Here is a 20,544-nt window from a genome sequence, read left to right on the forward strand (position 1 = left end):
GATTTATCTGGCTTAACATATGCATTTTCCTTAATTGCCAAACCGTAACAGAGGATAAAAAATCTGCTCAGAGCGCCCGCTTACTACAACCACAACCTGACGGGTCGCAACGTGCCACTCACTCATCTTTTTTCGGGGAAAATATGAAAAAATGGGCTTTATCACTGCTCACATTGGCTCTGCTCAGTACCGCATCCGCAGAGGTATTGCCACCTTTGCCCGCGAAACTGGCGGATCATCAGGGCCCGATTCGTATTGCAGTGATCCGTAACCTGGGCTCTGACGATAACACCACACAGTTTGTTGCCGGTGCTCTTCAACAAGGTAAGCGTTTGGGTTTTAACGTCAGTACCTTTCTCAGCCAGGGTGACGATGCGCGCTTCCAGGACTTCGTAAACCAGGCTATCAGTCAGAAATACGACGGCATTATTCTGTCGCAAGGCCGTGCGCCCTACTCCGAAGAGTTAGTGAAACGCATCCATGACAGCGGTATTGCCGTATCGGTATTTGATACCGCTGTGAATAACGTACCGGAAGGCGTCACGGTTACCCAGCAGGACGATGCCTCGCTGGCGCAGGAATCGCTGAAGCCGCTGATCAAGGATTTCAACGGTAAAGCCAACATCGTCAGGCTGTGGGTGGCGGGCTTCCCGCCAATGGAACGCCGTCAGGCCGAGTGGCAGCGGATTGCAAAAGCCAATCCGGGCATTCATGAACTGGAGTCCATCGGTGCGGTGTCGGCGGATGTACAGGGCGATACCGCTAACAAGATTGGGGCGATTCTGGCGAAATATCCAAAAGGCAAAATCGACGCGATTTGGGGCACCTGGGATGCGTTCAGCCAGGGTGCGTATAAAGCATTACAGGAGAATGGCCGAACCGAGGTTAAGCTTTACAGCATTGATATCTCAAATCAGGATTTACAACTGATGCGTGAGAAAAACAGCCCATGGAAGGTCAGCGTTGCGGTCGATCCTAAGCTGATTGGTGCGGTAAACATGCGTCTGCTGGCCTATAAAATTGCTGGTGAACCGACGCCTTCCCACTATGAATTTAAAGGCGCGGTGATTACTCAGGAATTGGTCAATGGTCAACCGGGTGCCGCCAACGTGGCTGGATTGCAGAAAGTCATTCCAGGCTGGGGCCAGAGCAGCGATTTCGTTGCCCCGTGGTTTGCCACCCTTGCCGCGAAAGCTAAGTGAGGCCATTGGTGACACAGCTTCCCACTCCCGAATACAGCCGCAATATGCGGCTGATTGGCCATAGCGATCAGGGCGGCCGTCCTGATGGCGTTCAGGTCATGGTACATCGCCAGTTTGCCTATGTTGGTCACATGGTATCGCAGGGATTTAGCGTGATTGACGTGCGCAATCCGCGTCAGCCTAAAACCGTTAATTATGTTGCCGCACCGCCCGGCACCTGGAATGTGCATCTACAGGCCCACGACGACCTGCTGCTGGTGATTAACGCGCGCGATCTGTTTGCGGATGTGCGTTTTGCCGATGAGAAAGTTTATTACACGCGCTCAGTCGGCCACACCACCGCCGATATTCAGGAGAAGAGCTGGCAATCCGGGCTGCGAATTTTTGATATTTCATCGCCTGCGCAGCCGCGCGAAATCGCTTTTCTGCATCTCGACGGTATTGGCATTCACCGTATCTGGTATGTCGGTGGGCGCTGGGCCTATGTTTCTGCATTAATCGACGGCTTCAGTGATTACATTCTGCTGACGATCGATCTGGCCAACCCGCGCCAGCCAAACGTGGTGGGACGCTGGTGGCTACCGGGCATGCATACGGCAGGCGGTGAAATACCGGATTGGGAGCCAAACAAACGCTACGCGCTGCATCATGCGATTATCAGTGGTGACACGGCATACGGTTGCTGGCGCGATGGCGGTTTAACCTTGCTTGATGTTAGCGATCGGGCGGCGCCACAGTTAATCAGCCATCGCAACTGGAGCCCACCGTTTGGCGGTGGCACCCATACTGCCCTGCCTTTACCCGCACGCGATCTTCTGGTGGTGCTGGATGAAGCCGTGCTGGACGAGCAACAGGACGGCGAGAAATTAATCTGGCTGTTTGATATTCGTGAACCCGCCAACCCGATCAGCATTGCCACCTTCCCCCAGCCGAATGAACGTGACTATGTCGCGAAAGGGGCACATTTTGGCCCCCATAACCTGCATGAAAACCGTCCCGGCAGCTTTGTCAGCGATACGCTGATTTTTGCCACCTACCAGAATGCCGGTGTGCGCGCCTATAACATCTCCAATCCCCGTCAGCCGAAAGAAACCGGCGCGCTGGTGCCCGCTGCGCCTGCACGCATGATGGATACGCGCCCGGATCGTCCACGGGTAATTCAAAGCTGTGATGTGTTTGTTGATGCCGGGGGCATTATTTACAGCACTGATTACAACGGCGGGCTGTCGATCATTGAATATCTCGGATAGCGCCCCTTAATTCACGCGGGATGTCACGGCAAGGCACCGCGTGCAGTTCAGGATGTCGGATCGGGGTGCCATGGTATGCTCAGGGAGCAGGATAGTTAGCTACACTGAACTGAGTCTATGCAGCCGGAGAAGATCATGAAACGCTATAGTCTCTTTGCCGTGATATGCCTCGCACTTTCCGGCCAGGCATGCGCACAGCTTCCGCCGAAACCGGCCAGCGCTGTATTCACGCCCGTCGCCTCACAGTGCAACCTCACCCAGTGCCAGCAGAATTGCTATCTGCAAAAGAGCCAGTGCGACCGCAATGACGACAGCGGCTGTAGCACGCAGATGCAGAGCTGTACGCAGGCCTGCGCCGCGCAGTGCCGTTAGGGTGAGCCCAGATTATCCAGCAGCGTCTGGTTGAACTTTTCCGGCGCTTCCATCTGCGGAGCGTGACCCATGCCGGCGAATTCAATCAGGGTGGCATGAGGGATGAGCTTCGCCGCCTGCTTGCCGAGTTGCTCATAATTTCCCACCTTCGCTTTCACCTCCGGCGGCGCGATGTCGCTGCCAATAGCCGTGGTGTCGGCGGTGCCAATCATCAGCGTGGTGGGCACGGTAAGCTCGTTAAACTCATAGTAGACCGGCTGAGTAAAAATCATGTCGTAGATTAACGCCGAGTTCCAGGCCACCGCTTTTTTTCCCGACCCGTTATTCAACCCGGCCAGCAGGGTGACCCAGCGGTCATATTCCGGCTTCCATTTGCCGGTGTAATAGGTGTTCAGCTCATATTTTTTGATGCTGGCGGCGCTGGTTTTCAGTTCACGCTGATACCACTCATCCACGCTGCGCCACGGCACGCCTTTTGCCTTCCAGTCCTCCAGCCCGATAGGATTGACCATCACCAGCTTCTCCACCGCCTGCGGATACATCAGCGCATAGCGCGTTGCCAGCATGCCGCCGGTCGAGTGGCCGATGAGCGTCACCCTGTCTGCGTTCAGGCTGCTTAAAAGCCGATGCGTATTTTGCGCCAGCTGCTGGAAGCTGTACTGATAGTGTGCCGGTTTGCTGGCGGTGCAAAAACCTATCTGGTCCGGCGCAATCACCCGATAACCTGCGCGGCTCAGCGCGTTAATCGACGTCTCCCAGGTGATGCCGCAGAAGTTTTTACCGTGCATCAGCACTACCGTGCGCCCGTTTGCCTTGCCCTGCGGTTTCATATCGATGTAACCCATCGTCAGCGGCTGGCCCTGAGAAGTGAAGGTGTATTTCTGGACGGGTAAGGTGAAGTTAAACCCCTGAAGCTCAGGGCCATAAGCGGGCCCGGCGGCGGTCGCGTTAATGCTTACCAATGCGCAAAGCGCAAAAAAATAGCGGAGGAATGCTGGCACGTATATTCTCCTTCTCTCTGATAAATAACCTGTCTTTATAAATTATAGTGGATGATATAGGTGGCTTTATAAAAAATAATGTTATAATTTTTTTGACTTAATGAATTATTACTTAAAAAGAGATTTATTTATTAATAAAAAGAACAGAAAAGAACAAGGAAAAGGCAGAATAATTACAGGAATAACATTTATTCTATTTAGTAACAAACTATTTAATTAATTGAATCCGAAAAAATTGGAATCTTTACTATATACTCAGAGATTTATAATGACATAATTGTCAATAACAAGATGTCAGGTCTCTACATCCTGTTTTCAATTAACTTATATAAAGGAATATAAAATGAGAAATCTATCAGTAGTTGAAGTAAGCGCAGTAAGCGGTGGCGATCTGGAAGGCGCCATCTGGGGATTGTTTGATGGTATGGCTACCGGCATGTCCATTGGTGGAAAATGGGGTGGTGCAGGCGGCTTCATCGTCGGCGGTATTTCGCAGCTTTTTGGATTGATCATCCCGACTATCATGGGCGGAATCGCTGGCTTTGCTATCGGCGCCATTACTGATGTAAGCACAGTCGCGGCTTTAATCGCTGATTATCGTACTCAGTTTGGACCTGGCGATGTGAATCACGGTGGAACATTAGGTTAATTTAACGATCGCTGGACGAAAAAAAATGAGAGATTTATCCATATCAGAACTACAATATATTTCTGGTGCAGGGCCAATTACCCAGCCCGACTTTGCTTATCTTGATGACCTGTTTTTATGTATGCTTGACGGTATGGCGACAGGTATGGCAATTGGTGGTAAGTGGGGCGGAGCTGGCGGCTTTATTGTTGGTGGCATTTCGCAACTCGTTGGCTTAATTATTCCGACTATTATGGGTGGCGCGCTCGGCTTGTTCTCTGGATTGATTATTGGTAAAGAAGCCACCTCACAACTCCTCTCTGATTATCGTGATAAATTTGGTGCGGGAAACGTGAGTTAAAAAGCTCCGTTTGATGCATTGAATAACGATAGCAAACAGTAGCCAATTTTGTTGGCTACTGTTTTTCTTATTCAAAAAAATTACAATTTCAAATCTGATTTCTTTTCTCACTCCACATCTTTATCACTTTCGTTTTAGCGGCTCTTCCGGAGCAAGGTTGATGCCAGAGAAAGCGGATGCCAGCGCCTCATGACACAAATTTTTAGCAAAAATGGCGATCCTTTTTTGCAGTTTTCCGCATTGCGATTACATTTAGTGCGTCAGCCGCTCCCATTGAGGAAATTTCTATGCTCAACAATACAAACTGGTTAATTTCCCTTCTCTGGCAGCGCCTCTATACCGTGCTGGAACCCCGGGCCTCTGAACGTTCAAGTTTTTATATGCAGGCATGAATCGATAACGAGGTGTCGCACGGCATCTCCTGTTTATACCGCGTCACCTGTTGCTAAAGTCAGTTACCCTCCTGCCCGTGATTTTACCTTCCTGCTTTTCGCTGAAAATCGCCGTAATGTCCTCAAGCGGTGACGCCAGAGCCAACCTCTTTAACCATCCCGACGCCTTGATGACCGAAGTTCGCCCTGTGCCAATGCATGCGATGTTTTATCAACGATGTCGACAGTATGAGTGTGGCTGACTACCGTCGCTTTCATAAGCTCTTACTCCTTTCAAACGTATTGGCATAGCGGCTACAAAGAACCCGACAACTAAAATGAAACGCAGTTTTATAAAATTAGTGAAGTACGCCGGGCGTCTCTTTATCTTTTTGCCATTTTTGCCGCCGGGCCGGCAAAAATACGAAGGTCTTTGCCTGTTCCTCGCTCTACGTTAATCCCATCCTCCGACGTCATGCCGGACCCACAGGTTGGATTATCAGGATGAAGACGATGACAATACGCAAACCCGGAACGCTCAACTATCTGGCTTATGGATCGGGCGATTTTCTCGGCGCGGGCACCATGGCGCTGACGTCGGCCTGGCTGTTATATTTTTACACTACCTTCTGCGGCCTCAGCCCGATTGAGGCGACATCCATCTTTGCACTCGCCCGCGTCGTTGATGCGGTGGCCAGCCCGCTGATGGGTTATCTGACGGACAACTTCGGCGCCACCCGCCTCGGCAAGCGCTTTGGACGACGCAAATTCTTTATCCTTACCGGCATCCCCCTGGTATTCACCTACAGCCTGATGTGGATAAGCGACATGAGCTACGTCTGGTATCTGCTGACCTATCTGCTGTTTGAGGTGGTCTATACCTCGATCCTCGTGCCCTACGAGACGCTGGTGCCGGAGATGACCGATGACTTCAGGCAGAAAACCAAGTTTTCCGGCGCACGCATCGCGCTGGCGCAGCTCTCAGCCATTCTTGCCGCTTTCCTGCCCGGCGTGCTGCTGAGCTGGTTCGGGAAAGATAATCCGCTCTCCTTTTTTTACGCCAGCCTCGTTTTCTCGGTGATCTGCGCGATGGTGCTGACGCTGGTCTGGTTCTTCACCTGGGAACGTCCTGTTGAGAAGAAATCTGCGGCAGCGCTGAAGGCGGAAACACAGAAGCTGACGCTGCGACAGAGCCTGACGCGCCTGAAAATTGAGCTGACGTCCACCCTGCGCGTACGCATCTTTCGCCAGCATATCGGCATGTACCTCGGGGGATATATTGCGCAGGATGTCTTTAACGCGGTATTCACCTATTACGTGGTATTTGTGCTGATGCAGAGCGCGACCCTTGCGTCGAACCTGATGGGCGCAATGGCTATCATGCAGTTTATCGCCGTTATCGGCATGATCCCGCTCTGTATACGCTTCGGCCCGGCTCCCTCATACCGCATCGTCGTGGTGCTGTTTGGTCTGAGTGCGTTGTCTTACGGATTGCTCTGGTTTGCCGGACTGAATGACGTTTTCTCGCTGCTGCTGCTGATCTCTGCGGTGGCCGGGTTGGGACGTGGCGGTATCAACTATGTGCCGTGGAACATCTACACCTACATCTCTGACGTCGATGAAGTGATTACCGGGCAGCGCCGCGAAGGCATTTTCGCCGGCATCATGACGCTGACCCGCAAGGCGTCCCAGGCCGGCGCGGTGATGCTGGTGGGGATCATGATGCAGCTCTCCGGTTTTGTGGCGGGCAACGGCACCCAGAGCGAAACGGTCAGCCATACCATTCTCGCTATTCTCTGCGTCGGCACGCTGATGGTGCTCTCCGCAGGCTTTTTCATCTCACTGCGCTTCAGGCTCAATCTCGCCACGCACCAGATCCTGCGTGAAGAGACGGAAAAGATGCGGGCGGCGGGCGGCGTGGTGCCGGAAGCGGTTTCACCGCAGGCGCGGGCAACGGTCGAGATGCTGGCTGGCCTGCCGTATGAATCGCTGTGGGGCAATAACAATATTGGTTATCTGAACCGGCATAAACCTGCCGCAATGCCGCTGCGTCGCACCGCCGCGTCGGCGGAGAGTTCCTCAACCACCCTGACGTCTTAATTCGCCCTATATAAGGAGAGTGCGATGTTAATTTATCCCGTAAAACACAGCCCGCTGCTGCGCCAGCCTGTGCGCTTTATCAGCCAACGCGAACTGCATCAGCAGATCAACAAGCTGGTCGATAACCTGATTAATATTCACGATGACACCGGTGAATTTCTGCTGCGGCTTGATGACGGCAGAGTCATTGATACAAAAGGCTGGGCAGGCTGGGAGTGGACACACGGCATCGGTCTGTACGGCATTCATAAATATTACCGGCTGACGGGCGATGACCGGCTGCGCGCCATCATTGACGACTGGTTCGCCGATCGCTTTGCGGAAGGCGCCACCACGCGCAACGTGAACACCGTTTGCCCTTTCCTGACGCTGGCGTATCGCTATGAAGAAACGCGCGATCCGCGCTGGCTGCCGTGGCTGGAGAGCTGGGCGGAATGGGTGATGTACGAGATGCCCAGAACGTCCTGTGGCGGCCTGCAACACATTACGCTGGCCGAAGAAAATCATCAGCAGCTGTGGGACGACACGCTGATGATGACCGTGTTGCCGCTGGCAAAAATTGGCAAATTGCTCAATCGCCCGGCCTGTATTGAAGAAGCCTGTTATCAGTTTCAGGTACACGCGCAGTACCTGATGGATAAGCAAACCGGCCTGTGGTTTCACGGCTGGACGTTTGACGGGCACCACAATTTCGCCGGAGCACGCTGGGCGCGGGGAAACAGCTGGCTGACGCTGTTCATTCCTGAGTTTCTGGAGCTGCTGGACTTGCCGGAAAATAACGCCCTGCGACGCACCATGCAGCAGATTCTCGCCAACCAGCTTGCGGCGCTGGAGCAGTGTCAGGATGAGAGCGGATTGTGGCACACATTGCTGGACGACAGCAGCACCTATCTTGAGGCGTCGGCGACCGCTGGTTTCGCCTTCGGCATGCTGAAAGCGGCACGCAAACGGTACGTCGACAGACGCTACGTGGCGGTCGCCGAGAAGGCGCTGAAGGGGCTTCTCAAGAGAATCAATGCAGAGGGCGAACTGACTCAGGTCTCCTTCGGCACGGCCATGGGCAAAGACCTTGATTACTATCGTCAAATCCCGCTGACCTCAATGCCTTACGGGCAGGCGATGGCAATTTTGTGCCTGGTGGAATATCTGCATCTCTATTTATGATCGTCTGTCTTTTTCAAGCCGCTTTGCAACAATCCTCTATTGTTGGTAGCTTTTATGAAAAACAACGCCGTTTTCAGAACGGATAACGCTGCCATTACTCAATAAGGTGTTGAAAATGAAAAAGGTACTGATGCTTCTTACCGCTCTGGCTGGCGCAGGCACCGCGCAGGCTGAGGATCAGGTTGAAGACGGTTCACAAACCTACGTGGCAAATCTTTGCACCGTGGCCTTACAGGAAAAAGCGCCAACCACGGCAGATGAATACATCGCGCAGATGAAAAATCTCACCGCGCGCAGTCAGTCTTCTTCCTCCATGGAGAAACCAGAGTTTGATGAAGACGAGGCAAGGACCGTGGTGGCCGCCTGGATGAATCTGAGCGCTGAAGAGAAGAAAAAAGCCAGTCAGAGCGAGCAGGCTTGCCAGGACGCTACCTTGCAGGAGTATCAGAGTCAGGACTGATATCCGCTGTGCAATGAGATGCGCGTTTGGGCAATGAAATCATGAGATTACGCAAGGCGCGCAGAAAAAGCCGGCGGGAAAAACGATAACCGCCGGTCTTTCCATGACCGTGGCTATCGAGGGTAATGCTGTCAGGACATTGCGCCTGGCGGTACGTGCTTGAATGTTTCGACATAGCTACGAAACATGCTGCGGAGTAAATTTTTCATCATGGCCTTCTAAACTTTTTTAGTAAGAATCAAAAAAAGTATATAAGAAGGCGGTTTTTTACGCAAATAAATTTGAAGTTGATCACAAAATCAGGCAAAAAGCTCCAAATGCTCGATCAGAATGCTGCTACCAATACCAATCAGTACCACGCCGCCGAAAATTTCTGCCCACTTGCCCATCATCGGGCCCAGGTAACGGCCAAGAAGGATACCCAACGAGGCCATGACCATCGTTGATGCGCCAATGGCCATTGCGGTGGTGACGATATTGACCTGAAGAAAAGCCAGGCCCACGCCCACTGCCATCGCGTCGAGGCTGGTTGCGACGGCGGTACAGGCCAGCAGCCAGAAGCTGTGACGCTGCGGCGCTTCCTCGCATACGGCGTCGTCCTTGCGCACGCCTTCGATAATCATTCGTGCGCCAAGAACAAACAGCAGCGTGAATGCAACCCAGTGATCCCACGCCATAACGTAGCGGCTGGCGGCGATGCCTACCGCCCAGCCAACCAGCGGCGTCAGCGCTTCAATGGTACCGAAAATCAGCCCGGTGCGAAGGGCTTCTTTAATGCCTGGTCGGTGCAGGCTTGCGCCTTTACCAATTGCTGCGGCAAAAGCATCCATCGACATACCAAAAGCTAAAATGAGCGTTGCGTATAGATTCATTGTGGTTATTACCGGCCCTGAGCCTGAAAACGGGCCAAAGCGCTTTAAAGAACAGTTCCCGATGGAAAAATAACCGCGGGAGGGGCGAAACGAAACGCATCCTATCATGTGCGTTTCCAAAAAAAAAGACAGTAAAATCATGGATTTGAGTATAGCCTCGGCTATACTTTTTAACAACGGCTAACTCTGCGTATAAAGTAAACGCAAAAAGCCTAAAAGAATTACACTGTTAACGCTATTGACCGGGAAGTCAGTGCGGATTAATTAAGCGAAGCGGCTGAGGGAATAATTGCCGAATGGCGCATAAAAACGCCAACGATTGAACCCGTCGCCCGATTACCTCAAAATAGCCGTTGATGAACAGGATACCGCCAATGAAAAATCCGTTTTTAACCTTTTTAATGCCAATGAGCACCCTGCTGCTTGGCTTTCTCTCTGCGCTGCTGCTGCCTGCGCCCTGGTTTGGCCTGAGCCTCACGCATAAAATGGTCACTTTCTTCCACCTCAGCGACGTGGTGCAGCTCTATACGCTGGTGCTCTGCCTGTGGTTTTTGATAGTGGGCGCCGTTGAATATTTTCTGATCCGCTTTATCTGGCTGCGCTTTTTCAGCGTCAAATAGCCGTCGCTGATACGGCGCCGAAATTCAGTTAAAAATCTGGTGATCCGGGTAAAAGTTAACCACAAAGCAGCATTTACCGCTGAGGCATCACTTTTTATCAGGTGTTTTTCAGTGGTTAACGCTAAAAACGGTCAGTTTACCCCTGCCATTCGCCAGGAAATATCCGCATACACAGATAATCCTCTTTTCCGTGCCTGTCCCCGGCGGCGCGCCCGTTTTTCAGCATTGAATGCAGCCTGAGCACTGCGTAAGATTCTTGTTTACATTTTTTTAATAAGAAATAACTATTATGCAAGCTTCCATCGCTCCAGGCCTGGATCAGGAAAATGATCCCACCCCGGTGAATTCGCGCAGCAAGGTGGTAATCGCCTCGCTGGTCGGCACCGCTATCGAATTCTTCGATTTCTACATTTATGCCACCGCAGCGGTCATCGTTTTTCCGCACATTTTTTTCCCGCAGGGCGACGCCACGGTCGCCACGCTACAGTCGCTGGCTACCTTCGCCATCGCTTTCGTCGCCCGCCCCATCGGCTCGGCGCTGTTCGGACACTTCGGCGATCGCGCCGGACGCAAGGTGACGCTGGTCGCCTCGCTGCTTACCATGGGCGTTTCTACGGTGCTGATTGGCCTGCTGCCCGGCTACGCCACCATCGGCGTATTTGCGCCGCTGCTGCTGGCGCTGGCGCGCTTCGGACAGGGGCTGGGTCTGGGCGGTGAATGGGGTGGCGCGGCGCTGCTGGCCACCGAGAACGCCCCGGCGAAGAAACGTGCGCTGTACGGCTCTTTCCCGCAGCTCGGCGCGCCCATTGGCTTTTTCTTCGCGAACGGCACCTTTCTGCTGCTCTCCTGGCTGCTGACTGACCAACAGTTTATGCAGTGGGGCTGGCGCGTACCGTTTATTCTCTCCGCCGTGCTGGTGCTGATTGGGCTTTACGTGCGCGTTTCGCTGCATGAGTCGCCGGTATTTGCGAAGGTGAAAAAAGAGAAGAAACAGGTGAAAGTGCCGATCGGCACGCTGCTGAGCCAGCACCTGAAGCCGACCATCATCGGCACATTCATTATGCTGGCGACCTATACGCTGTTCTATATTATGACCGTTTACTCCATGAGCTACGGCACCACGCCCGCGCCGAACGGCCTGGGCTTTGCGCGAAATACCATGCTGTGGATGCTGATGATGGCGGTGATCGGTTTCGGCATCATGGTGCCGATTGCCGGCCTGCTGGCCGATCGCTATGGCCGCCGCAAAACGATGATTGTGATTACGCTGATGATTATCGCCTTTGCGCTGATTTTCCCGTCGATGTTGGGATCGGGTAATCCGGTGTGGGTTATGGCGTTTCTGATCTGCGGCCTGAGCGTGATGGGCCTGACCTTTGGCCCGATGGGCGCTCTGCTGCCGGAACTGTTTCCCACCGAGGTGCGTTATACCGGCGCGTCGTTCTCCTATAACCTGTCGTCGATCCTGGGTGCCTCGGTTGCCCCTTATATCGCCACCTGGCTGGCACACACTTACGGTTTGTTCTCCGTTGGCCTCTATCTGGCGGCGATGGCCTGTCTGACGCTGTTTGCCCTGATTGCCAGCCGGGAAACCCGCAACGCTTCGCTGTACGACTGAGGTTATCGCGCGTATAAAAAAAGCCCGCTCTGACTAAGCCAGAGCGGGCTTTTTGTTTTCAACGGTTTACTTCTTGCCTTTCATTTCGCGAAGTACGTTAGTGCACTGGTTCTCTTCGTTATCGCTTGGTGAGATCAGCGCCAGCAACGCCGCCGCCGGTGCCACCACTGCGCCCAGCGCAACCGCTGCCGCGCCGCGCGCGATAAGCGGGCCGGCCTTAACGCCGGCGTCCGGATTCTTAAAAGTGCCGCGCACATAAAGCGGCGAGCGCAGGGTGACAATACGAATGCCCTTACTTTCCGGGTTGATGGAGAGATCCATGCGTTCGTTGGCGAAGTTGGTGGTACCGCTGATGTTGATCACCGCGTTCTCCGTATCAAAAACGAACAGCTTAGTGGAAGCGAGACCGTTATTGACGTTCAGATCCGCTGCGGCGCAGTTGATGCGTACCTGATCGTCACCAAACAGCTTGCCGACGACATAGTTACCCACGTTCAGCCCGACAATCTCCATCAGGCTGCGGCTGATGATGCCGTCATTCATCAGGATCTTCAGATCGCCGTTGCTGGTTGCCAGAATATCCGCCACGGAGTTGCCGGTACCGGTCAGCTTCGCATCGCCGTTAAGCTGCCCCATACTGCTCTGCATCGCCTCCACGTCCGGCAGGATCTGTTTCAGTTTCAGGTTGCGCGCGTGCAGATCCGCGCGGGCGCGCATCGGCGAACGGTTGCCTTCCATATGAATGGTCGAGTTCAGCGTGCCGCCCGCCACGCCAAAGCGCAGTGGATCGAGCAGCAGGTCGCCGTTTTTCAGCACCAGGTGAGTATACAGATCGCTCAGCGGCAGCGAATTGCTGTGTTCGATACGCTTGCCGCTGAATTTGACGTCGGCATCCATGACGTCCCAGCTTTTGGTATCGAATTTATCATGCGGCAACACCCGATCCGACGGCTGGCTGGCGGCATCGCCGCGCTTCGCTTTTGCCTTCTCGGTTTTTTCGCTGCCTTTACCGGAGTTCACGCCAATCAGCGGCCCCAGATCCGCCATACGTAGCTGACGCGACTCCAGTTCACCGGCAAGCTTAGGCCGCGGTTTGCCCTGGGTATACGTCATTGAACCGTGGATATCGCTGTCGCCGATGTGGCCGTTGAAATTTTTATAGTCAAACACCGGCCCGCCCTTCTCCTGGAAACGGGCGATCAGGCGACCGTCCGTTTCATAAGGCGGCGTATCAGGCAGCAACACGCCGGTCAACCCATACAGGTTAGCCAGCGTATCGCCGGAGAAACGCAGGCGGATATCCAGCCCGCCAAGGTTAAGCGGATCCTGCAAACTGCCCGCCACCTGTACGCGGGTGGTGCCGTTACGCAGGTCAGCCTGAAGCGGGAACGGATTGGTTTTGCTCCGCAGCGAAAGCATACCGCCGATTTTTCCGTCGCCGGTCAGCTGCTCGTTGTTATAGGTGCCGCTGGCTTTCCAGCCGAAAACGAAGTCCGAGGCGCCTTTCTTCGCCACGTCCTCTTTGCTGCCCGCCACCTGCTCATAAGGAACCGGTTTGCCCAGCGGATTGACGGTAACCTTTACATCCGCTTTATTAATAGCGTCGCGGTAGGCAATTTGCCCCTGGTCAAACATGACGTTGTCAAGGCGGAAGGTCCAGGCGGAAGGCGGCTGATTAGGATCGGGGTTTTCGCTCCCGGCCAGGTTGAAGGTCCAGTTGTTTTTTCGATCGAGAGTCTGAATAAGTTTCGCATCCGGCTGCTTCAGCTTAATCCACGGAATGTAAACTTCCTTCCCCAGCAGCGCTAACGGTGCCAGCGTGGCGTCCACGCGTTCCAGATGCACCATTGAGACTTCCGGCACCTCCGGCGGGTTGCCAAGCATGATGTCTTCGGCATGTACATGCGGCCACGGCACCCAGCTACGCCAGCCAGGCTCTTGGCGGTTACGCTCCCATGCGACACCCAGATCGCCCCGAATGGCAAAAGGACGGTTAAGTTCCGTCGAGACTTTCTGGTTGATGGTCGGCTTCAGACGGTTCCAGTCAAAGGTGGCGATGATGATGATAAGCACCACAACCAGCAACAAAAAAATCCCGACAATCCAACTAATTATTTTCCCCGTGCGTGACATACCTGATCTCCATAAACGCTTCGGTCTTCTGTAAAGATAGTCGACGGAAGCGTAAACGGCATCACAACAAACGCAACGGCAGCGAGGTAAACTCGTCAAAAAGTTTTGGACGCGCAAAAAAGTAGCCCTGAGCAGCGAAAGCAGGTGAATTTTGCACCTGTGTCCACTCGTCAATGGTTTCCACGCCTTCGACCACCACACCGTTGCAGTAACGACCGATCAGCGCCAGCAGCATATTGAACATGTTGCGGCCCTCATCGGTGTTGCGCAGCAGAATAAAAAGCTCACGCGCCAGCTTGATGTAGTCATATTTCAGTTCAGTCAGCGCCGAGAAGTTCGCCAGGCCAGCGCCGAAATCATCCAGCCACAGCGGCCCCAGCTCCGGCATCTTTTTCACGATTTCTTCCTGCGGCAGCATCTGGTGCTCCACCAGTTCGAAACGCAGCCACGGACTGCGCGCGATCAGGCGGCGAACAGCAGGATCGTGCTGGATCGCCAGCAGCGTCGGGCCGTCGATATTCACCGACGCCACCAGTTGACCACTGGTCAACTTCTCTTCCCAACGCGCCAGCAATTCAAGTTGCTCACGAATAATATGCAGCCGCTGAGAGATACCCAGTGCGGAAAAATAGATTTCCGGCGACAGCCTCTGGCCCGGTGCGGCAGGGTGAAACACCGCGGTGAGCAGTTCTATGGCCATCAAATTCCCCGTGACCCGGTAAATAGGTTGAAACATGTAGGTTCGCTGGCACTGCTGCCAAAACTGACGCGTTTCACGCTGCTTCCTGATCGTCGCTGAGGGGATAAGTTGGTGGCTGATTTTTTTCAGCACCATGATGATACTCCTTTAGGATTGGGCCCGTGCTGACTGGGTTCCACGTCCATAAGATATCGGCCCGGCGCGGTATAACTTTATCGCGCCGGACGCCGACGGATTGCCACCATCCTGTTTCAGAGAATAGCTTTCGCCTAATCCACATCAAAAAAAAGTAAAACGTTGTTTTAAAATATTGACTCCGCGCAGCCGCGCAGGGAAACTGGCTGGCAGACGGAAATAAGGGCTGATGAACATGACGCAGAAAAAAATTGCCGTAATCGGCGAGTGCATGATTGAGCTTTCCCAGAAAAACAGCGATTTGAGCCGTGGCTTTGGTGGCGATACGCTGAATACCGCAGTCTATATCGCACGGCAGGTCGACGCGGCGCAGTTGAGGGTTGAGTACGTGACGGCGCTCGGTATCGACAGCTTCAGCAGCGATATGATCGACGCCTGGCAGCGCGAATCGGTTAACACCTCGCTGGTTCAGCGGCTGGATAACAAACTTCCCGGCCTGTATGTCATTGAAACCGACGCGCAGGGCGAGCGCACCTTCTGGTACTGGCGAAACGACGCCGCCGCGCGTTTCTGGCTGGATACCGAGCGTGCCGAGGAAATCTGCCAACAGCTTGCTCATTTTGATTACCTTTATCTGAGCGGCATCAGTCTGGCAATCCTGTCGCCAGAAAGCCGCAAAAAGCTGATGGCGCTTCTGACCGCCTGCCGCAAAAACGGCGGGAAAATCATCTTTGATAACAATTACCGTCCGCGCCTGTGGTCAGCAAAAGAGCATGCGCAGGCAGCTTATCGCGAGATGCTTCAGGTTACCGATATCGCTTTCCTGACGCTGGACGACGAAACCCTGCTATGGGGCGAGGCGGATGCGGAAACGGTTATCGAACGTACGCATGCGTCCGGCGTCAGCGAAGTGATTATCAAGCGCGGCGCCGATGCCTGCGTGGTTTCTCTTGAAGGCCAGCCGCCGCTGGTGGTGCCCGCCGTGAAACTGTCTGCCAGCAGCGTGGTGGATACCACCGCCGCCGGAGACTCGTTCAGCGCCGGTTATATTGCCGTTCGCCTGAGCGGGGGTAACGCGCTGGATGCCGCGCAGCGTGGCCATCTGACCGCCAGCACGGTTATCCAGCATCGTGGCGCGATTATTCCGCGTGAGGCGATGCCGGATTAACGGCAGCGAAGCGGGTGTATGGGCATCCTGAGGGATGCCCTTTTTATTGGCAGAAAAACGATGCTGTAGCGAGTACAGGATAAAAGCAGGAACTAAGTTAAATAGTTGAAATATTTCTCCAGCCTGATTGCGCCGCCTTTTTTAATATAAAAACTAAAATCAAATAGCAGAAAACTATTCCGCCTGAAAAATTTGACGCTAATCCAAATTAAGTGAAATTAATTCATTGCAGGATTAATCTGTTACTAAAGATAAATTTTATTTATTCATTATTATAAACAAAGATAACACGCGTTTTTTAATAATTTACTTCAGACTTTCTGCATAGGCCTGGTCTGAAATTGCCGTTTTAATGCGCCAACCGCTGGACGATTTATTCATTAAGGGTCACAGTATTAATAATAAAAAGACATTTTCCGGCCAGACTGTTTTCTGCCGGTACGGCAAGCATAAACAGGAGCGCCGATGAAAACTGAAATAATTAATATCTGGCCTCAGGGTGATGCGCCGGGCGCCAGTGATTCCCGCGCGCGCCCACAGATTATTGATTTAGCCAAAGAGTACGAGCCTCACGATCGCGCCGCCAGCGGCGTGCGCTGCCCGGAAATCGCCTTCTGGTATCCCGAAGAAAAAAACGATAATGGCGTAACGCTGCTGGTTGCGCCGGGCGGTGGGTTTGAACGCATCATGATTGATAAAGAAGGCAGTGCGCTGGCGATGTTCTTTACCGCGATGGGCTACACGCTGGCGGTGATGACCTATCGCCTGCCGCAGGACGGCCACCATGAAGCGGCCGATGCGCCGCTGGCGGATGCCCAGCGCGCGGTCAGAGTGTTACGTCACCGTGCAGCACGCGGCCTTAACGGCAAACATATCGCCATGATGGGTTTTTCCGCCGGTGGCTACGTTGCCGCCAGCGTGGCGACGCGTTTTAGCGAAAAGCTCTATCCGGTACAGGACATCGCCGACTCGCTGGCGGCACGGCCCGACGCGCTGATACTGCTCTATCCGGTGATCAGCATGCGCGACGGGCTGGCACACGCCGGCTCTCGCCTGCGCCTGCTTGGCGAGCAGCCTGACCAACGCGATATCGACGCCTATTCGCTGGAGAGCCGCGTAACGGAGAAGACGCCACAAACGCTGCTGATCCATGCGGTTAATGACGAATCCGTGCCGGTTAATAACAGCATGGTGATGTTCAGCGCGCTGCGTGAGCACAGCGTCTCCAGCGAGCTGCATTTTTATGAGAAGGGCGGGCACGGTTTTGGCATTCGCAACGTCGCGGATCTGCCGCTGGCAAGCTGGCCGATGCTGGTTAACGAGTGGCTGCGGGCGCGAAGCTGGTGAATAAACGGGCGGCGGTTGCCGCCCGTTGATCAGTTTTGCGAGGCCGGAATGTCTGAAACTTCCGGTTTTATTTCATCAACGGCGGGCGACGCGGCGGTCTCTGGCTGCATGATTTTTTGCCAGGCGGCCTGAAGCCCTTTCAGGTTAACTTCCGATTCGCCCTGCGGCTGCATCAGCACCATGGTCAGCTCCTGCGACAACTGCTGGCGCAGCTCCTGATTCATCATCTCCAGCGACAGACCCGAAAGGAACTGCTGCCGCAGCTTCTGATACTGTTCAGGCGCGATATCCACCACCGCGTTCTGCTGCGAGCGCAGGCGCTGGCTCATCAGCACGTCGGTATCCGTACGCGCATAGGTGGCGAACAGCTTGTTCAACTCGGCGGTTTTTTGCGCCATCAATGCGTCAAACTCCGCCTGAGGCAGGCCGTTATCGCGGATATTCGCCATTTCGCGGGCAATCAGATTGAGATTGCTCGCCAGCGACGCGTTGTCGGTGTCCAGATTAATGGCGCACTGCCCGCGCTGATAAAGCACCCGGCAGTCGAAGCCCACCTGCACCCGCTGCGCTTTATTGTCCGCCAGTTCCTTCTGCACATGCCAGAACAGCGCCTCGCGCGCCAGATCGCTCTGCCAGTAGCGCATCAGGTTTTGCGAATCGCGGATCGGCTGCCAGGCGCTGTCCCACACCAGCGACAGGCGATCCTGACTGATAGCCGGATTGACCAGATTGACCGGCTGATGCGGCAGTGGCGAAAGCGTCGGCATCGGCGAGGGCAGTTGACGCTTGCCGGTCAGCGGCGAGAAGGTTTTGGCGATCTGCTCACTCGTACTGCGACCATCGACGTTGCCGACCACGAACAGGGTCATGGCGTCGGGCGTATACCACTGCCTGTAAAATGCCTCAACGCTGGACGCATCGACAGGACGTTTCACGGGGCTTGCCGGATCGTGTGCCAGCAGCGTTGAGCCTTTCAGGCGATAGCGCCACCAGGCGTCCTGCGGGTTGGCAGGCCAGGTGCCGATGGGATCGTCAGCGTTCAGCGCGGTGCCGATGGTTTGCTCACTCACCGTCATATCACCAACGGTCGCCGCCAGCCAGTTCATGGCTTCTTTCAGCACTTCGGGGCGGTTGTTCGGCAGGCTGAGCGTATAAAGCGTGAAATCATAAGACGTGACGGCGGGCGGCTGTGGACGATCGGGATCGATACTTTGCTGCCACAGCGAGCGCTGTTGGGCAGGATCGAGCTTCGCATTGTGCACTAACGCCAGGCGTGGAAGAAGATGACTGTAGCCGGTCTGCTGGGTGCTCTCCACCAGCGAACCCGTATTGACCATTAAACGCACCTCAACGCGATCGCTCGGGCGCTGCGGCGTGGTAAGCACCTGCCAGCTAAAACCGTTATCGAGTTTTCCCTGTTGCCAGGCCGGGTCGGGTTGCAGTGTTTCAGCCCGCGTCGCGTTGCTAAAGACGGTCAGTGCGATAACCAAAAGACCCATTCTTGTGCCCTGCATGTGAACCCCTACTCAATCTGAATCCAAAAAGAATCACTGGCGATCTATCGCCTGCGGCCGTCTGGGCATCGGAGGGCCGCTGTTATTAAACAGAACGATTTGTTAGACCACGGACGGGCGAGGATGTCGCGCCGCAAAGTGAAAAATCTTTAAAAAGTATGGGGATCATTATGCAAATGCCCGCTGGCCGGGGCAAGCGGCAGCGGGCATTTGTTAAAACATTTAGCAAACTGACGGCTTAACGCACGGTTCCGGATGCTTTTTTAGGCGCTGAAAGCGTCTCTTTAAGCTGCTTCTCATCAAGCTGGTCTACCCACTTCGCCACGACAATTGTTGCCACGCCGTTGCCGACCAGGTTGGTCAGCGCGCGCGCTTCAGACATAAAACGGTCGATGCCGAGGATCAGGGCCAGACCGGCAACCGGCAGATGTCCTACCGCCGAAAGCGTGGCCGCCAGCACGATAAAGCCGCTACCTGTAACGCCAGCCGCCCCTTTAGAAGAGAGCAGCAGCACCACCAGCAGGGTGATCTGATGGAAGATATCCATATGCGCGTTGGTAGCCTGCGCGATAAACACGGCCGCCATCGTCAGATAAATAGAGGTACCGTCCAGGTTGAAAGAATAACCTGTTGGGATAACCAGCCCCACCACCGATTTTTTACAGCCGAGCTTCTCCATTTTATCCAGCATGCGCGGTAGCGCCGATTCAGATGAGGAGGTGCCCAGCACTATCAGCAATTCTTCTTTGATATAGGCGATAAACTTAAAGATATTGAAACCGACCACGCGGGCGATCAGTCCGAGAACGATAACCACAAACAGAATACAGGTGATATAGAAGCAGATAATTAACTGGCCCAGCTGCACCAGCGAACCCACGCCATATTTGCCGATAGTGAACGCCATTGCGCCGAATGCGCCGATAGGGGCCAGACGCATAATCATATTGATTACGCCGAAAATCACCTGGGAGAACGTTTCAATAAAGTTGAAAATCAGCGTGCCTTTATTACCCATACGATGCAGCGCAAAACCAAACATGATCGCGAACAGCAGCACCTGAAGGATGTTGCCGCTGGCGAAGGCGCCCACGACGCTGTTAGGAATAATGTCCAGCAAAAAGGCGACAACGCCCTGCTGCTCGGCCTGTTGCGCATAGACCGCCACGGCTTTCGCATCCAGCGTGGCCGGGTCAACGTTCATGCCCGCACCTGGCTGGAGCACGTTCACCACGATCAGGCCGATGATCAGCGCGATAGTGCTGACCACTTCAAAATAGAGCAACGCCACTGCGCCGGTGCGGCCGACGGCCTTCATGCTCTCCATGCCAGCGATGCCGGTCACAACGGTACAGAAAATGACCGGTGCGATAATCATCTTAATCAGCTTCACAAAGGCGTCACCCAGCGGTTTCATCTGGGCGCCGAGCTCAGGATAGAAATGCCCCAGCAGCACGCCAATGGCGATGGCGGTGAGCACCTGGAAATAGAGGCTTTTGAACAGGGAAGTTTTCATAAACAGTTTCCG

At 54.2% G+C, this 20,544-nt stretch carries 18 protein-coding genes; 12 read left to right on the plus strand and 6 right to left on the minus strand.

From position 1 onward, the window contains the following. Positions 1 to 143: 143 nt before the first annotated feature. The 3 genes from FA91_RS17650 (at position 144) to FA91_RS17660 (ending at position 2,824) form a co-directional block, all read left to right on the plus strand. Positions 144 to 1,202, plus strand: a complete 1,059-nt coding sequence (locus FA91_RS17650) for a sugar ABC transporter substrate-binding protein (protein WP_034917875.1) — start codon at positions 144 to 146, stop codon at positions 1,200 to 1,202. Between the two features lie 8 nt (positions 1,203 to 1,210). Beyond that, positions 1,211 to 2,452, plus strand: a complete 1,242-nt coding sequence (locus FA91_RS17655) for an LVIVD repeat-containing protein (protein WP_034917878.1) — start codon at positions 1,211 to 1,213, stop codon at positions 2,450 to 2,452. A 135-nt stretch (positions 2,453 to 2,587) separates the two neighbouring features. Next, complete coding sequence (locus FA91_RS17660) at positions 2,588 to 2,824, plus strand: hypothetical protein (protein ID WP_034919499.1); 237 nt, start codon at positions 2,588 to 2,590, stop codon at positions 2,822 to 2,824. On the opposite strand, the gene FA91_RS17665 is transcribed toward FA91_RS17660, so the two are convergent. Beyond that, positions 2,821 to 3,825 carry an alpha/beta hydrolase gene (locus FA91_RS17665; protein ID WP_034917880.1) on the minus strand — a complete coding sequence of 335 codons (1,005 nt, stop codon included), beginning with the start codon at positions 3,823 to 3,825 and terminating at the stop codon, positions 2,821 to 2,823. The two genes, FA91_RS17660 and FA91_RS17665, sit on opposite strands and share 4 nt — an antisense overlap. A 343-nt stretch (positions 3,826 to 4,168) precedes the next feature. On the opposite strand from FA91_RS17665, the gene FA91_RS17670 reads away from it, so the two are divergent. The 5 genes from FA91_RS17670 (at position 4,169) to FA91_RS17690 (ending at position 8,909) form a co-directional block, all read left to right on the plus strand. Then, positions 4,169 to 4,474, plus strand: a complete 306-nt coding sequence (locus FA91_RS17670) for a hypothetical protein (RefSeq protein WP_034917882.1) — start codon at positions 4,169 to 4,171, stop codon at positions 4,472 to 4,474. 25 nt (positions 4,475 to 4,499) lie between these two features. Further along, positions 4,500 to 4,814, plus strand: a complete 315-nt coding sequence (locus FA91_RS17675; protein WP_034917884.1) for a hypothetical protein — start codon at positions 4,500 to 4,502, stop codon at positions 4,812 to 4,814. Between the two features lie 884 nt (positions 4,815 to 5,698). Then, positions 5,699 to 7,285 (plus strand): MFS transporter, encoded by a 1,587-nt coding sequence (locus tag FA91_RS17680; protein ID WP_034917886.1) that lies wholly within the window; start codon positions 5,699 to 5,701, stop codon positions 7,283 to 7,285. 24 nt (positions 7,286 to 7,309) lie between these two features. Then, positions 7,310 to 8,449, plus strand: a complete 1,140-nt coding sequence (locus tag FA91_RS17685; RefSeq protein WP_034917890.1) for a glycoside hydrolase family 88 protein — start codon at positions 7,310 to 7,312, stop codon at positions 8,447 to 8,449. 115 nt (positions 8,450 to 8,564) lie between these two features. Then, complete coding sequence (locus tag FA91_RS17690; protein WP_034917893.1) at positions 8,565 to 8,909, plus strand: hypothetical protein; 345 nt, start codon at positions 8,565 to 8,567, stop codon at positions 8,907 to 8,909. A 299-nt stretch (positions 8,910 to 9,208) separates the two neighbouring features. Here the strand turns inward: FA91_RS17690 and mntP are convergent, their stop codons facing one another. Next, the gene (mntP, locus tag FA91_RS17695) at positions 9,209 to 9,781 is read right to left on the minus strand and encodes a manganese efflux pump MntP (RefSeq protein WP_034917896.1); all 573 of its coding nucleotides are present in this window, start codon (positions 9,779 to 9,781) and stop codon (positions 9,209 to 9,211) included. Between the two features lie 374 nt (positions 9,782 to 10,155). Here mntP and FA91_RS17700 point away from each other — a divergent pair, with 374 nt between their 5' ends. Both FA91_RS17700 and FA91_RS17705 read left to right on the plus strand, forming a co-directional pair. Then, a complete protein-coding gene (locus tag FA91_RS17700) occupies positions 10,156 to 10,401 on the plus strand; it encodes a DUF1158 family protein (RefSeq protein WP_034917898.1) in 246 nt (81 codons plus the stop codon). A 289-nt stretch (positions 10,402 to 10,690) separates the two neighbouring features. Beyond that, complete coding sequence (locus FA91_RS17705) at positions 10,691 to 12,019, plus strand: MFS transporter (RefSeq protein ID WP_034917901.1); 1,329 nt, start codon at positions 10,691 to 10,693, stop codon at positions 12,017 to 12,019. A gap of 66 nt (positions 12,020 to 12,085) precedes the next feature. On the opposite strand, the gene FA91_RS17710 is transcribed toward FA91_RS17705, so the two are convergent. Continuing rightward, positions 12,086 to 14,152, minus strand: a complete 2,067-nt coding sequence (locus FA91_RS17710; protein ID WP_034917903.1) for an AsmA family protein — start codon at positions 14,150 to 14,152, stop codon at positions 12,086 to 12,088. 61 nt (positions 14,153 to 14,213) lie between these two features. Next, positions 14,214 to 14,987, minus strand: a complete 774-nt coding sequence (gene pdeH, locus FA91_RS17715) for a cyclic-guanylate-specific phosphodiesterase (protein WP_034917905.1) — start codon at positions 14,985 to 14,987, stop codon at positions 14,214 to 14,216. Between the two features lie 235 nt (positions 14,988 to 15,222). Between pdeH and FA91_RS17720 the strand changes: the two genes are divergently transcribed. Both FA91_RS17720 and FA91_RS17725 read left to right on the plus strand, forming a co-directional pair. Next, positions 15,223 to 16,155: a sugar kinase gene (locus tag FA91_RS17720; RefSeq protein ID WP_034919500.1), complete on the plus strand. Its 933-nt coding sequence runs from the start codon at positions 15,223 to 15,225 to the stop codon at positions 16,153 to 16,155. A 465-nt stretch (positions 16,156 to 16,620) separates the two neighbouring features. Continuing rightward, a complete protein-coding gene (locus FA91_RS17725; protein WP_034917908.1) occupies positions 16,621 to 17,502 on the plus strand; it encodes an alpha/beta hydrolase in 882 nt (293 codons plus the stop codon). Between the two features lie 29 nt (positions 17,503 to 17,531). Here FA91_RS17725 and FA91_RS17730 read toward each other — a convergent pair whose 3' ends face one another. Further along, the gene (locus tag FA91_RS17730) at positions 17,532 to 19,016 is read right to left on the minus strand and encodes a pitrilysin family protein (protein ID WP_034917911.1); all 1,485 of its coding nucleotides are present in this window, start codon (positions 19,014 to 19,016) and stop codon (positions 17,532 to 17,534) included. A 238-nt stretch (positions 19,017 to 19,254) separates the two neighbouring features. Beyond that, complete coding sequence (locus FA91_RS17735; protein ID WP_034917914.1) at positions 19,255 to 20,532, minus strand: dicarboxylate/amino acid:cation symporter; 1,278 nt, start codon at positions 20,530 to 20,532, stop codon at positions 19,255 to 19,257. Positions 20,533 to 20,544: the final 12 nt, after the last annotated feature.

This window comes from Erwinia sp. 9145, from assembly GCF_000745075.1.
Lineage (GTDB): Bacteria > Pseudomonadota > Gammaproteobacteria > Enterobacterales > Enterobacteriaceae > Erwinia > Erwinia oleae.